This window comes from Microbacterium sp. NPDC089321 (genome assembly GCF_040684935.1).
In the GTDB taxonomy this organism is placed as follows: Bacteria; Actinomycetota; Actinomycetes; order Actinomycetales; family Microbacteriaceae; genus Microbacterium.
On record NZ_JBFBGX010000001.1, the window covers coordinates 670,957 to 683,522 of the forward strand.

General features: G+C 69.9%; 14 protein-coding genes. 7 read left to right on the forward strand and 7 right to left on the reverse strand.

Annotation, left to right across the window (positions count from 1 at the left end; translation table 11 throughout):
* The first annotated feature begins 96 nt into the window (after positions 1-96).
* From AB0N59_RS03140 to AB0N59_RS03165, 6 genes are all read left to right on the forward strand, one after another.
* Positions 97-528: a heme-binding protein gene (locus AB0N59_RS03140; RefSeq protein WP_363478581.1), complete on the forward strand. Its 432-nt coding sequence runs from the start codon at positions 97-99 to the stop codon at positions 526-528.
* The gene (locus AB0N59_RS03145) at positions 525-2,702 is read left to right on the forward strand and encodes a malate synthase G (protein WP_363478584.1); all 2,178 of its coding nucleotides are present in this window, start codon (positions 525-527) and stop codon (positions 2,700-2,702) included. The genes AB0N59_RS03140 and AB0N59_RS03145 overlap by 4 nt, the downstream gene beginning before the upstream one ends.
* Positions 2,703-2,944: 242 nt before the next feature.
* Complete coding sequence (locus AB0N59_RS03150; protein WP_363478587.1) at positions 2,945-4,525, forward strand: SDR family oxidoreductase; 1,581 nt, start codon at positions 2,945-2,947, stop codon at positions 4,523-4,525.
* Between the two features lie 229 nt (positions 4,526-4,754).
* Positions 4,755-5,240 (forward strand): DUF2975 domain-containing protein, encoded by a 486-nt coding sequence (locus tag AB0N59_RS03155; RefSeq protein ID WP_363478590.1) that lies wholly within the window; start codon positions 4,755-4,757, stop codon positions 5,238-5,240.
* Positions 5,241-5,459 (forward strand): helix-turn-helix transcriptional regulator, encoded by a 219-nt coding sequence (locus AB0N59_RS03160; protein ID WP_363478593.1) that lies wholly within the window; start codon positions 5,241-5,243, stop codon positions 5,457-5,459.
* Positions 5,460-5,636: 177 nt separating this feature from the next.
* Positions 5,637-5,837 (forward strand): hypothetical protein, encoded by a 201-nt coding sequence (locus AB0N59_RS03165; RefSeq protein ID WP_363478596.1) that lies wholly within the window; start codon positions 5,637-5,639, stop codon positions 5,835-5,837.
* Between the two features lie 30 nt (positions 5,838-5,867).
* On the opposite strand, the gene AB0N59_RS03170 is transcribed toward AB0N59_RS03165, so the two are convergent.
* The 4 genes from AB0N59_RS03170 to speB are packed head-to-tail and all read right to left on the reverse strand — an operon-like array spanning position 5,868 to position 9,411.
* A complete protein-coding gene (locus AB0N59_RS03170) occupies positions 5,868-6,530 on the reverse strand; it encodes a cyclase family protein (RefSeq protein ID WP_363478599.1) in 663 nt (220 codons plus the stop codon).
* A gap of 4 nt (positions 6,531-6,534) precedes the next feature.
* Positions 6,535-7,938: a cytosine permease gene (locus tag AB0N59_RS03175; protein WP_363478602.1), complete on the reverse strand. Its 1,404-nt coding sequence runs from the start codon at positions 7,936-7,938 to the stop codon at positions 6,535-6,537.
* Positions 7,939-7,987: 49 nt separating this feature from the next.
* Positions 7,988-8,386, reverse strand: a complete 399-nt coding sequence (locus AB0N59_RS03180; protein WP_363478605.1) for a nuclear transport factor 2 family protein — start codon at positions 8,384-8,386, stop codon at positions 7,988-7,990.
* Positions 8,383-9,411, reverse strand: coding sequence for an agmatinase (gene speB / locus AB0N59_RS03185; protein ID WP_363478608.1), 1,029 nt, complete (start codon positions 9,409-9,411; stop codon positions 8,383-8,385). Before speB ends, AB0N59_RS03180 begins: the two co-directional genes overlap by 4 nt.
* Before the next feature lie 92 nt (positions 9,412-9,503).
* Between speB and AB0N59_RS03190 the strand changes: the two genes are divergently transcribed.
* The gene (locus AB0N59_RS03190; RefSeq protein ID WP_363478611.1) at positions 9,504-10,088 is read left to right on the forward strand and encodes an XRE family transcriptional regulator; all 585 of its coding nucleotides are present in this window, start codon (positions 9,504-9,506) and stop codon (positions 10,086-10,088) included.
* 3 nt (positions 10,089-10,091) lie between these two features.
* Here the strand turns inward: AB0N59_RS03190 and panB are convergent, their stop codons facing one another.
* From panB to AB0N59_RS03205, 3 genes are read right to left on the reverse strand one after another with little or no spacing between them, the layout of a single operon-like run.
* Positions 10,092-10,949 carry a 3-methyl-2-oxobutanoate hydroxymethyltransferase gene (gene panB, locus AB0N59_RS03195; RefSeq protein WP_363478614.1) on the reverse strand — a complete coding sequence of 286 codons (858 nt, stop codon included), beginning with the start codon at positions 10,947-10,949 and terminating at the stop codon, positions 10,092-10,094.
* Positions 10,946-11,821: a pantoate--beta-alanine ligase gene (gene panC / locus AB0N59_RS03200; protein WP_363478617.1), complete on the reverse strand. Its 876-nt coding sequence runs from the start codon at positions 11,819-11,821 to the stop codon at positions 10,946-10,948. Before panC ends, panB begins: the two co-directional genes overlap by 4 nt.
* A gap of 4 nt (positions 11,822-11,825) precedes the next feature.
* The gene (locus AB0N59_RS03205; RefSeq protein WP_363478620.1) at positions 11,826-12,563 is read right to left on the reverse strand and encodes a DUF2520 domain-containing protein; all 738 of its coding nucleotides are present in this window, start codon (positions 12,561-12,563) and stop codon (positions 11,826-11,828) included.
* Between the last annotated feature and the right edge of the window lie 3 nt (positions 12,564-12,566).

Consider the following 12,566-nt stretch of genomic DNA (forward strand, 5'->3'; position numbering starts at 1 on the left):
GCGGCTGTTCCCTCCATGAGTTCCATCATATGAAATCGCCGCTCCAAAAGGTGCACGCCTGCCTAATCTGGAACTGGACTTTTAGAGGGGAGAGACATGTCGAGCACACGTCAGATCGTCGCCGTCACCTACGCCACGGCGGCCCAGGCAGTCGACCTCGCCATGCAGATCGGCGCCGAGCGCGGCGTGCGCCCCGTGGTCTCGGTGGCAGACCCCTCGATGACCGTGATCGCCTTCGGCATGGCCGACGGCGCAACGCCCCACAGCGTCGAGACCAGTCGTCGCAAGGCCGCGACCGCGGCATCCACCCGCCGCCGCACCGCACTCATCCCCGAAGCGGTGGCCGTCGCGCTGCCGCTCGGCACGGGCGGCCTGCTCACGACGATCGACGGCGGCTTCCCCATCTACTTCGGCGATCAGCATGCCGGCGGACTCGGTGTCGCCGGCGGCACACCCGCTCAAGACGCGGAGATCGCCATGGAGACCCTGCGCCGGATCGGCGCTCGAACAGAAGGAATGGAACTATGACCTCGCACCTCAGTCGCGCCGATCTCTCGGTCGCCGCCCCCATCGTCGAGTTCGCCGAGGCGGCGCTCGCCGAGAGCGGGCGTGACATCGACGAGTTCTGGGCCGGCGCCAGTGCGATCATCCACGAACTCGGGCCCCGCAATGCAGAGCTGCTTGCGAAGCGCGATGAGCTGCAGCAGAAGATCGACGAGTTCCACCGCCAGAACCCAGGCGTGCCCGAGAAGAACGCCTACCGCGCGCTGCTGACCGACATCGGCTACCTGGTCGAGGCTCCCGAGAACGTCGCCGTCACCACCGAGAACGTCGACCCCGAGATCGCCACGATGGCCGGCCCTCAGCTGGTCGTGCCGCTGCTCAACGCCCGCTTCGCGATCAACGCCGCCAACGCCCGCTGGGGTTCGCTGTACGACGCGCTCTACGGCACCGACGCGATCGACCAGACCGGCGAGCTCGCGCCGGGCAAGGAGTTCAACTTCACGCGCGCCGCCGCCGTCGTCGAGCGCGGACGCGAGCTGCTCGACCAGATCGCTCCCCTCACCGAGGGCTCGCACCGCGACGCCACCGGCTACGCCGTCGACGCCGACGGCCTGATCGTGCGCACCGAGACCGGCGACCACCGCCTGGCCAACCCCGCCGGGTTCGTCGGCTACACCGGCGAGGCGGATGCCCCCACCGCCGTGCTGCTCGTGCACCACGGCCTGCACGCCGAGATCGTCATCGACCGCTCCGGCCGCATCGGCGCGACGGATGCCGCGGGCGTGCAGGACATCATCCTCGAGTCGGCGATCACCACGATCCTCGACCTCGAGGACTCGGTCGCCGCCGTCGACGGCGACGACAAGGCGCTCGGCTACCGCAACTGGCGCGGGTTCATGGACGGCTCGATCAGCGAGTCGGTGACCAAGAACGGGCGCACCTTCACCCGCACGCTCGCCGAGGACCGCACGTACACGACGGCCGACGGCGGCGAGGTCACCCTGCCCGGTCGCGCGGTGCTGTTCATCCGCAACGTCGGCCACCTGATGCGCACCCCCGCGGTTCTCGACCGCAACGGCGAAGAGGTGTTCGAGGGCATCCTCGACGCCATCATGACCTCGCTCGGCTCGCTGCCCGAGCTCGAGGGCCCGAACCGGGGCGGCAACTCGCGCACCGGATCGATGTACATCGTGAAGCCGAAGATGCACGGCCCCGAAGAGGTCGCGTTCGCCGCCGAGCTGTTCAGCCGCGCCGAGCAGCTGATCGGCCTGCCTGCCCGCACGATGAAGGTCGGCATCATGGACGAGGAGCGCCGCACCTCGGCGAACCTCAAGGCGGCCATCGCCGCGGCATCCGACCGCGTCGTCTTCATCAACACCGGATTCCTCGACCGCACGGGCGACGAGATCCACACCTCGATGCACGCCGGTCCCTTCCTGCCGAAGGCGCTCATCAAGCAGCAGCCCTTCATGAAGGCGTACGAAGACCGCAACGTCTCGATCGGCCTGGAGTGCGGTCTCGACGGTCACGCGCAGATCGGCAAGGGCATGTGGGCCGAGCCCGACCTCATGCACGACATGCTCGAGAAGAAGATCGCGCACCCGCAGTCGGGTGCGTCGACCGCGTGGGTGCCCTCGCCGACCGCCGGAACCCTGCACGCCCTGCACTACCACCAGGTCGACCCGATGGCCGTGCGCGCGACCCTCACCCCGACCGGCGACGAGGCCCTCGACGCGCTGCTGGTTCCGCCGCTCGCCGGCGAGGGAGACCTGACGCCCGAGATCGTCGCGCAGGAGATCGACAATAACGTGCAGTCGATCCTCGGCTATGTCGTGCGCTGGATCGACCAGGGCATCGGCGTCTCGAAGGTGCCCGACATCCACGACGTGGGCCTGATGGAAGACCGCGCCACCCTGCGCATCTCGAGCCAGCTGCTCGCCAACTGGCTGCAGCACGGCGTGATCACCGAAGAGCAGATCGATGACAGCCTGCGCCGCTACGCGCCGGTTGTCGACCAGCAGAACGCCGGTGACCCGAACTACGAGAAGCTCGCGTTCGGCGAGGGCGAGAAGCCGGGCATCGCATTCACCGCGGCCCGTCGCCTGATCGTCGAGGGCGCCGCCCAGCCCAGCGGTTACACCGAGCCGCTGCTGCACGGCCTGCGCCGCGAGAAGAAGGCCGAGCAGGCTTCGGCCTGAGTGCGGTTTCGAGGGGGCGGATGCTGCGGCACCCGCCCCCTTCGTCGTCCCGCCGGGCTTCCGCTCGGCTCCCTTCCGCCCGAGAACAGGCCGGTTCGCGAGAACAGGCTGGTTTCCCGGCATCCGTCCTGTTCCCGGCATCCGTCCTGTTCTCGGGATGCCGCGCCGGCGCCGGCTGACAGACGCCGGCCCGCGCGTCAACCCGTTCGGCGCGTCAGGGCATCCGCCCGTACTCTCGACGCATGAGCGAGCTGACCGCCCCGACCGGGCGCGAACCGGCGCTGCGCGCCATCCCCCGCCACGACGGCACGGCGCCTCGCGCGCTGGTGTTCGGCGCGACCGGATACATCGGCGGCCGGCTCACTCCGCGGCTGCTGAACGCCGGATACCGGGTGCGGGTGCTCGCGCGCGATGCCGCCCGCGCGGAGTCGTTCGGCTGGGGCCGCGAGGTCGACATCGTCGAGGGCGAGGCGCAGAACCGGGATGCCGTGGCCGAGGCCATGCGCGATGTCGACGTCGTGTACTACCTGGTGCACTCGATGACCGGCGGCAAGGACTTCGAAGAGCAGGACACCGCGGCAGCAGAGGCCGTGGCGGATGCTGCGGCCGCGGCCGGCGTGAGCCGGATCGTGTACCTCGGCGGGCTGCATCCGGATGATGCCGACCTGTCGCCGCACCTGCGGTCGCGGGTGCGCGTGGGCGAGATCTTCCTCGAATCGGGCGTGCCGACGCTCGTGCTGCAGGCGGGCGTCGTCATCGGGTCGGGGTCGGCGTCGTTCGAGATGATCCGGCACCTGACCGACGTGCTGCCGTACATGCCGGCGCCGAAGTGGGTGCGCAATCGCATCCAGCCGATCGCGATCCGCGACGTGCTGCACTACCTGCTGGGCTCTGCGCGAGTCGACGAGTCGGTCAACACCGCGGTCGATGTCGGCGGGCCCGACGTGCTGCGCTACGGACAGATGATGAACGGCTACGCGGTCGAAGCGGGTCTTCCGCAGCGGGCGATCGCCGCACTGCCGGTGCTGACACCGCGGCTCGCGTCGCACTGGGTGAACCTCGTGACGCCGGTTCCGCGCTCGATCGCCCGGCCGCTGGTCGAGTCGCTGCAGAACGAGTGCGTGATGAAGAATCATGCGATCGATGACCTCATCCCGCCGCCCGAGGGCGGCCTGACGCCGTATCGGCGGGCGGTCGCGCTCGCGCTCGGGCGGGTGGATGCCGACGGCGTCGAGACCAGCTGGCAGGATGCCGAGGTCTCGGGCGCTCCGAGTGCGCCGCTGCCGAGCGACCCCGACTGGGCCGGACGCACCGCGTTCACCGACGAGCGATCGGTGCACACGCACGCGACGGTGTGGGACGTGTGGCGCGTGATCACAGGCATCGGCGGCGAGAACGGCTGGTACTCGTCTCGTTTCCTGTGGGCCGTGCGCGGCGTGATGGATCGCGTGATCGGCGGGGTCGGACTGCGCCGCGGCCGGCGCAGCCGCTCGAAGGTGCGCCCCGGCGATGCCGTGGACTTCTGGCGCGTCGAAGCGGTCGAAGAGCCGCTGGTGCTCGAGTCGGGTGAGGGTTCGCGCGGCGGGCTGCTGCGGCTGCGGGCCGAGATGATCGTTCCCGGGTCGGCCTGGCTCGAGCTGCGCGCGATTCCGGATGCCACGGGCACCCGCTACGAGCAGCGCGCCGTCTTCTTCCCCCGGGGCCTGACGGGCCGGCTGTACTGGCTGGCCGTGCTGCCCTTCCACGGGTTCATCTTCGCCGGCATGGCGGCTCGCATCACGGCCGAGGCCGAGGCCGGGCAGGGCGACTCAGTCCTGGGCTGAGCCCGCGCGCCCCGGTGAGCGGTTTCACCCGGGTGGAGCCCGCGCGCCCAGGTGACCGAGTTCGCAAGAACAGGCCGGTTCTTGAGAACAGGCCGGTTCGCCGGCATCCGTCCTGCACTCGCGAACCGGCCTGTCCTCGGGGGCCGACCACGCGAACCGCTCTCACCACCCCTGGCGCTATCGAACGATTAACGATAGATTCTTATCGTTGTTCAATGAGAGGCGCACCATGAGAACGGGAACCATCGTCCTTCTGAAGGGCGTCATCGCGCTCGCGCTGGCGGGCTCGGTGGTCGTGCAGGTCATGATCCTGCCCGCGGTCTGGCGCGACCTCGAGGGCGAGGTGCTCTGGGGTCGCATCGCTCTCGTGAGCATCGCCGCACTCGGCGTGCTGAGCATGCAGGTCTTCGCCGTCTGCGTGTGGATGCTGCTCACCCGCGTGCGGCACGGATCGATCTTCCAGGTCTCGTCGTTCCGCTTCGTGAACGTCATCATCGGCACGATCGTGGCAGCGGCCGTGCTCGCATTCGTGCTCGCGGGGCTGCTCGCTCCGGGCGAGATGGCGCCGGGCGCGGTCGCCCTGATCGCGGGTGCCGGGCTCGTGCTGGCCGGCTTCGCGCTGCTCGTCGTCGTGATGAAGGCGCTGCTGCGGCAGGCGATCGAGCGCGAAGACGAGGCCCGCACGCTGCGCGACGAGCTGGGCGAGGTGATCTGAATGCCCGTCATCGTCGACATCGACGTCATGCTCGCGCGGCGGAAGATGGGCGTCGGCGAGCTCGCCGAGCGCATCGGCATCACGCCGACGAACCTCGCGGTACTCAAGAACGGCCGAGCGAAGGCGGTGCGATTCACGACGCTGGATGCCCTGTGCGAGGCCCTCGAGTGCCAGCCGGGCGACCTGCTGCGCTGGGAGCCGGACGAGCCGGCTCACTGAGCACCCAGCACAGGAGAATGCACGAGAACAGGACGATTTCCCGGCATCCGTCCTGTTCTCGGGTGCTCTCCTGCCTTCGAGCGGGCGGGACGGATGCCCGGGACCGGGTTTGTCAACGGGCATCCCCCGCCGGAATCCGGATGCGAGTCTGAACGTCCACCGACGATCGGAGCCACCATGTCTGACCCCACGCCCTTCCCGACCGACCCGACCAAGGCCGAAGGCACCGACCCCGACCTCAGCACCGACGCGCAGACCCCGGACTCCGACGAAGACGCTCCCGACGACCGTAAGCCGACGTTCGAAGAGCAGCAGCACGACCGCCTGGCCGCCGAGGAGCAGGCGGTGCGCGACGAGAAGCACCCGCACATCCCCTGAGCCGACGGGTCAGCTCGGGCTGCCGCACCGTCAGGCGGTGAGCAGCCCGCTGTCCTCATCAAGGAAGGCGACGGCGCGAACGGGCGCGCCGTCGCCTTGCAGCTTCACGGGGAAGAAGCCGACCTGAAGGTCACGGGGAAGATCGGCGAGCCCGCACAGGTTCTCGACGATCAGGCCGTCGCCGCCGAGCACGATCTCGTGCACCGGGAAGTCACTCGACGGGTCACCCGTGGCATCCGGGCTCAACGTGTCGACGGCGAGCAGGCGCATCCCCCGTCGCCACAGCTCGGCAGCCGCAGCCGGGTCGAGATGCGGATGCCGGGTGGCCCTCTCATCGCCGAACCACTGCGCCCACCCGGTGTCGATGATGACGATGGCGGGCACGGCGGCGGGGATGTCCCCCGTCGCCGTGAGCGCGTCCCATCCGTAGCGCTGGCCGTCGCGCAGGTCGGGCACGTGCAGCACCAGCGCGTCGCCCACCAGCTCGTCGAGCCGCACATCCGACATGGTGCGCCCGCCGTGCGCCGTGTGCGCGGGTGCGTCCATGTGCGTGCCGGTGTGCGAGCCCATCTCGATGCGCTCGACCAGCACTCCGTCGTTCGCGACGGTCAGGGCCGCGGCGATGGACACATCCGGATCGCCGGGATAGACCATCATCCCGTCTGTCACGGGATGGCTCAGATCGCGCAGCATGCGCTCACGCCCTCGCCACGGCGGCCGAGTCGTCGGCGGTCGAGTCGGCGTCGGCGAGATTGCCGACGGGATGCTGGCGCCGCGTCGTCCTCGTCGGCCATGAGACCGCCAGGTAGAGCACGAATGTGATCGCGAACGCCGGCGCTGTCGAGCCGAACGGCAGCGGAAGCACGTACGCCCACACGTAGGCGAGCACGGCCCCGACGATCCACGACCCGACGGCGAGCCAGTTGACCCCGCCCAGGTACCAGTAGCGGCCGCCGCGCGCGGCGAGGATGTCGCGGTCGTACGACGCGCGCTTGATGACGTAGTAGTCGACGATCATGATCGCGAAGATCGGGGCGAACAGAGCGCCGATCGTCACGAGGAAGGTCGTGAACTGGTCGAGCAGGCCGAAGAAGGTCGCTCCGATGATCGAGATCACGCCGAGCACGAGAGCGGTGGGCAGGAAGCGCATGCGGATTCCGGGCACCGCGTTCACCACGGTGGTCACCATGCCGTACACGACCATCGTGTTGGTGGCCATCACCGAGAGGAAGATGGCGATGCCGAAGATCCACCCGAAGGGCTCGATGATGGTCACCGGGTCGAACGGCACCGCCTCTCCGCCGTTCAGGATGACGTATGCCATCGCGGTGGCTCCGAGCGACATCGAGATGATCGTCGACAGCGTGTAGCCGACTCCGGCGCCGATCACGCTGGCCCGGGTGCTGAGGCCCAGACGGTTGATGTCGGCCGACAGCACCGTCCACGAGATGGCGGTCGCGAGCACGACGTCGAAGACGAGGCCCGGTGTGTAGAAGGGCTCGCCCGGCGCGGCGATCGACGTGAACTCGGCCGGGGTGAAGGTCGTGAAGGCGGTCACGAAGATGTAGGCCGCGATGCCGAGGATGACCACGGCGAACCAGGGCTCGACGCGGGCGACGCCGGCGTGGCCGAAGATGGCGAGGATCACGACGATCGTCTGGCAGAGCACGGCGAAGACCACCGGGTTCGAGAAGCCGGTGAACGTCATCACGACGTAGTCGAGCGCGATGCCGGCGAGCATCGCCTGCACCCAGCTCCAGCCCATGAGGATGATGACGTTCGCGGCGACGGGCAGCAGGCTGCCGCGGATGCCGAACGGGCCACGGGTGAGCGCCATCGTGGGCAGTCCGGTGCGGCGCCCGATGGTACCGACCGCGACGAGCACGGCTGCACCGGCCACCGTGCCGCCGATGATGAGCAGCATCACGAGTCCGAACGGCACGTCGGGCACGAAGAGGGTTCCGGTCAGCAGGGTGGTGACGACGAGGTTCGCAGCCAGCCAGATCATCAGCAGGCGGCCGGTCGTGTAGGTGCCGCGGATCGGGCCCGCGTCATCGGACTGCGTCTGCAGTCGCTGTTCGAGACGGGAGTAGAGGGACATCGGAAAGCTCCTTCGCTTCGCGATCGTGCGCTCTCGCGCGGGGTGGGGGCTAGGACGCCTCGGTGAAGGGGGAGAGATGCTCGTGCACGGCGACGAGCCGGTCGCCGTCGAGCGCGAAGACGATCGTCTCGCGCTCGCGGTACGACTCCTCGCCGTCGCCGGTGTGCACGGTGGTGTCGACGGTGTGGCTGAACACGGCTCCGCCGTCGAACACCTGGATGAGGCTGTCCGACGACGAACACGACACCACACGCCACCCGGCAGAGAGCCACTCCTGCCAGATCCGCTCGTATGCGGCGCGGTCGTCGAGGCGCTGGGGCTCGGTGTGGAAGACGAAAGTGGCGTCTGGCGAGAAGCCGGCGAAGTAGCGTTCGGTGTCGGTCGCGGCGAACGCGTCGACGATGGCGGCGGCGGCTTGCGCCACAGCACTCGGTTCGGGGGTTGTCATGCCCGGTCTCCTTCAGGGTTCGGTGTCGCCGTCGGGCGCGGAGCCATGGCGCTCAGCAGCTCGTAGACGACGTGGCTCGCGGCGACGGCGGTGACCTGGGCGTGGTCGTAGGCAGGGGCGACCTCGACCACATCGGCGCCGACGATCCGGAAGCCGGCGAGCGCCCGCAGCATCCGCAGCAGCTCGCGGCTGGTCATGCCGCCCGCCTCGGGAGTGCCGGTGCCCGGTGCATGGGCTGGGTCGAGCACGTCGATGTCGATGGAGATGTAGAGCGGCTTGTCGCCGATGCGGGCGTGCATGCGCTCGATCGCAGCGGCGACGCCGTGCGTCTCGAGATACTCGCTGGTGATGATCGCGAACCCGAGGCGCTCGTCGTCTTCGAGGTCGCTCTTGTCGTAGAGCGGGCCGCGGGTGCCGACGTGCATGCTGGCCGTCATGTCGATGAGCCCCTCTTCCGAGGCGCGGCGGAACGGCGTGCCGTGCGTGGTGGGCGCACCGAAGTACGTGTCCCAGGTGTCGAGGTGCGCGTCGAAGTGCAGCACGGCGACCGGGCCGTGCACCGCGGCCACCTCGCGCAGCAGCGGCAGCGCGATGGTGTGGTCACCGCCGATCGTCACGAGCCGGTCGGCGTGCGCGCGCAGCGCCCGCGCTCCCGCCTCGATCTCATCGACGGCTGCGGTGATGTCGAACGGGTTCGCGGCGATGTCGCCCGCATCGGCGACCTGCTGCGAGGCGAACGGCGACACGTCCTGCGCGGGGTTGTAGGGGCGCAGCAGGCGCGATGCCTCGCGCACGTGCGAGGGGCCGAAGCGGGCTCCTGGCCGGTAGCTGACTCCGCTGTCGAAGGGCACTCCCACGATCGCGACCTCGGCATGGCCGACCTCGTCGAGGCGCGGCAGGCGTGCGAAGGTGGCGATCCCGGCGAAGCGCGGCACGATGCTGGCGTCGACAGGTCCGCGAGGCGTGGCCGGACGGCTCGTGGTCGATGCGGCTTCTGCGGAGGGGGAATCGCTGGGGTGTTGCATAATTGACAACCTTTGATACTCTGTAGGCAACCTTTCAGTGAATGTATCCTCGCCTGGCCCTCGCGTCAAGAGCGACCCCGATCGGGAGACCCATGCGCGCCATCCACCCTCACGCCGATGCCGTCACGGCGCCGATCGGAGCGAAGCTGCGCGCAGCGCGCACCAGTCAGGGCATGTCACTCAGCCAGCTGGCCACCACGACCGGCCTGTCGAAGGGCTTCCTGAGCCGAGTCGAGCGCGATGAGACCTCGCCGAGCGTGTCGACCCTCGTCCAGCTGTGTCAGGTGCTCTCCCTGCCCGTCGGAGCCCTGTTCACCGAGCCCGAGATCCACCACACCACGTTCGCCGAGGCACCCCGCATCAATCTCGGCGGCGTGCACGTCGACGAGCGTCTGCTGTCGCCGCGCAGCGAGGAGCGCGTGCAGCTGCTGCGCTCCGAGCTCGAGCCGCACGCGCACGGCGGAGCCGAGCTCTACACGATCAACTGCGACGTCGAGGTGCTGCACGTCATCTCAGGAGAGGTGACGATGCGCTTCGCCGACCGATCCGTGGTGCTCGGCGCCGGCGACGCGCTCACCTTCCCCGGCCGCCAGCCCCACACGTGGGAGGTCACCGGCGGCTCTGCGGCGAGCGTCGCCTGGGTGATCGTGCCTGCACCATGGAGCGGGTCGGCCTGAGGCTCAGCGCCCCTTCGCGAGAAGCTCCTGCAGCCGCGCGGCCTCGCCCTCGGGCATCCGGTAGCCGTGCTCGGCGGCGGGATACGCGCCCGACCGCACCTCGCGGGCGTACTCGCCCACGCCGGCGACGGCGACCGAGCGCAGGTCCGCGTAGCGCTTGACGAATCTCGCGGCGGGGCCGTCGTAGATGCCGAGCAGGTCGTGCAGCACGAGCACCTGGCCGTCGGCATCCGCCCCTGCGCCGATGCCGATGACGGGAATGCGCATCAGCGGCATGAGCAGTTCGGTCACCTCTGCGGGCACGGCCTCGATGACGAGCAGCGAGCATCCGGCATCCTGCAGGGCGAGCGCGTCGTCGATCAGAGCGAGTGCCGCTTCGGCGCTTCGCCCCTGCGCGCGGTAGCCGCCGAGGGCGGTGGCGGTCTGCGGGGTGAGGCCGATGTGCCCGATGACGGGGATGCCCGCGGCGACGATCGCACGCGCCCGGTCGACCGTGGTGCCGCCGCGTTCGATCTTCACCAGGTCGCAGCCGGCCTCTTTCACGAAGCGCTGCGCGGTCTCGACGGCGAGCGCGTCGGATGCCTCGTACGAGCCGAACGGCAGATCGCCGACGAGCAGCGGCCGGATGAGTCCTCGCCGCACAGCCCGGGTGAGCATGAGCATCTCGTCGACCGTCACGGGCACGGTCGACGGGTAGCCGAGCACGGTCATCGCGGCGGAGTCGCCGACGAGCACCATGTCGACACCCGCCTCTTCGACGATCTGCGCACCCGGATGGTCGTAGGCGGTGACCATGACGATCGCGTCGCCGGCCTGCTTCTTCGCGGCGAGGTCGCCGATGGTCAGCGGGCGTTCGGTCATGACTGCTCCCCTGCGGGCGATTCGCCCTCGAATCGGACGATGTGGTTGTCGATCAGGCGGGCGCCGCCGACCCGTGCGGCGACGGCCAGCAGCGCTTCGCCGTCGAGTTCGCTGACGGGGCTGAGGTCGTCGAGCGAGCGCAGCTCGACGTATTCGGGTTCGATGTCGGCGTGCGCGAGCATCCGGCGCACGGCGCCGGTGAGGGTGAGGGCGTCGCGGAAGCCGTCGGCGGCCAGGGCGGATGCCTGGTCGAGTCCCCTGCTCAGCGCTACCGCGCGTCGGCGCGCGCGCTCGTCGAGGTACACGTTGCGCGAGCTCATCGCGAGCCCGTCGGGTTCGCGCACGATGGGGCAGGCGACGATGCGCACATCGAGGTCGAGGTCGCGCACGACGCGGCGCACGACCATGATCTGCTGGGCGTCCTTCTGCCCGAAGTAGGCGTCGTCGGGGCGGACGATGCCGAACAGCTTGGTGACGACGGTCGCGACGCCGTCGAAGTGGAAGGCTCCGCGGGCGGCGCCGTCGAGAACCTCGGTGATGCCCGAGACGTGGATGCTCGTGGCGAAGCCGTCGGGGTAGACCTCGTCTGCCGTGGGGGCGAAGAGGATGTCGACGCCCTCGGCCTCGGCGAGCGCTGCGTCGCGGGCCTCGTCGCGCGGGTAGGCCGCGAGGTCTTCGTTCGGGCCGAACTGCGTGGGGTTCACGAACAGCGAGACGACGACGAGGTCGTTCTGCGCACGGGCCGCGCGCATGAGCGAGAGGTGTCCCTCGTGGAAGGCTCCCATGGTCGGCACGAGTCCGACCGTGCGGCCCTCGGCGCGCGCCTCGCGCACGGCGGCGCGCATCTCGGTGATGGTGCGGAGGATCTTCATCGGGTCACTTTCCGGCGAGGTCTCGGGCGCTGTCGCACAGCTGATCGAACAGGGGAAGAAGCTCGGGAGTCGCGGTGGCGATCGCGTCGCGCTGGCGGCGGACGGTGTCGTCGTCGCCGCGGGCGATCGGTCCGGTGAGCGCGGCGGCTGCGCCCTGCTCGACCCAGTTCTGCACCGAGCGGGCGACGAGCGGCTCGAGCAGGCGGCGGGCACCGGGGATGCCCTGTGCCGCGGCGACCCGCTCGGCGGCGTCGAGCACCGTGAGCAGCAGGTTCGAGGCGATGGATGCCGCGGCGTGGTACCCCGCACGGTGTGCGTCGTCGACCTCGAACGGGCGGGCGCCGAGGGCTCGGGCGATCTGCTGTGCGAGGGCGAGAGCCTCGGGAGTGCGTCCGGCGACCGCGGCGCCGATGCCGTGGAACACGTCGGGCGCCTCCGCCCCGGTGAAGGTCTGCAGCGGGTGGATGCTGAGGTCGACGTCATCGAGGCCCGTCGCGCCCGAGAGATGGCCGACGAGGCGGGCGTGGGATCGGGCGGCGGATGCTGCGGTGGCGATCGCCGCATCCGGCGCGGCCAGCAGGGCGACATCGGATGCCGGAATCGCGTCACCGCGCCGAAGCGGGCCGTGCACCGTGAATCCGGCCGCGGCGAGCGCCCGCGCGAGCATGCCGCCAAGACGACCGGCGCCGATGACGGCGATGGTCGTGGGGGCGGTTGCACGTGCTTCGGCAGAGGAGCTCATTAC

What these genes read in the sequence shown, in the direction of transcription:
- AB0N59_RS03140 (WP_363478581.1), top strand. Translation starts at nt 97, where the DNA reads ATGTCGAGCACACGTCAGATCGTCGCCGTCACCTACGCCACGGCGGCC.
- AB0N59_RS03145 (WP_363478584.1), top strand. Translation starts at nt 525, where the DNA reads ATGACCTCGCACCTCAGTCGCGCCGATCTCTCGGTCGCCGCCCCCATC.
- AB0N59_RS03150 (WP_363478587.1), top strand. Translation starts at nt 2,945, where the DNA reads ATGAGCGAGCTGACCGCCCCGACCGGGCGCGAACCGGCGCTGCGCGCC.
- AB0N59_RS03155 (WP_363478590.1), top strand. Translation starts at nt 4,755, where the DNA reads ATGAGAACGGGAACCATCGTCCTTCTGAAGGGCGTCATCGCGCTCGCG.
- AB0N59_RS03160 (WP_363478593.1), top strand. Translation starts at nt 5,241, where the DNA reads ATGCCCGTCATCGTCGACATCGACGTCATGCTCGCGCGGCGGAAGATG.
- AB0N59_RS03165 (WP_363478596.1), top strand. Translation starts at nt 5,637, where the DNA reads ATGTCTGACCCCACGCCCTTCCCGACCGACCCGACCAAGGCCGAAGGC.
- AB0N59_RS03170 (WP_363478599.1), bottom strand. Translation starts at nt 6,530, where the DNA reads ATGCTGCGCGATCTGAGCCATCCCGTGACAGACGGGATGATGGTCTAT.
- AB0N59_RS03175 (WP_363478602.1), bottom strand. Translation starts at nt 7,938, where the DNA reads ATGTCCCTCTACTCCCGTCTCGAACAGCGACTGCAGACGCAGTCCGAT.
- AB0N59_RS03180 (WP_363478605.1), bottom strand. Translation starts at nt 8,386, where the DNA reads ATGACAACCCCCGAACCGAGTGCTGTGGCGCAAGCCGCCGCCGCCATC.
- speB (WP_363478608.1), bottom strand. Translation starts at nt 9,411, where the DNA reads ATGCAACACCCCAGCGATTCCCCCTCCGCAGAAGCCGCATCGACCACG.
- AB0N59_RS03190 (WP_363478611.1), top strand. Translation starts at nt 9,504, where the DNA reads ATGCGCGCCATCCACCCTCACGCCGATGCCGTCACGGCGCCGATCGGA.
- panB (WP_363478614.1), bottom strand. Translation starts at nt 10,949, where the DNA reads ATGACCGAACGCCCGCTGACCATCGGCGACCTCGCCGCGAAGAAGCAG.
- panC (WP_363478617.1), bottom strand. Translation starts at nt 11,821, where the DNA reads ATGAAGATCCTCCGCACCATCACCGAGATGCGCGCCGCCGTGCGCGAG.
- AB0N59_RS03205 (WP_363478620.1), bottom strand. Translation starts at nt 12,563, where the DNA reads ATGAGCTCCTCTGCCGAAGCACGTGCAACCGCCCCCACGACCATCGCC.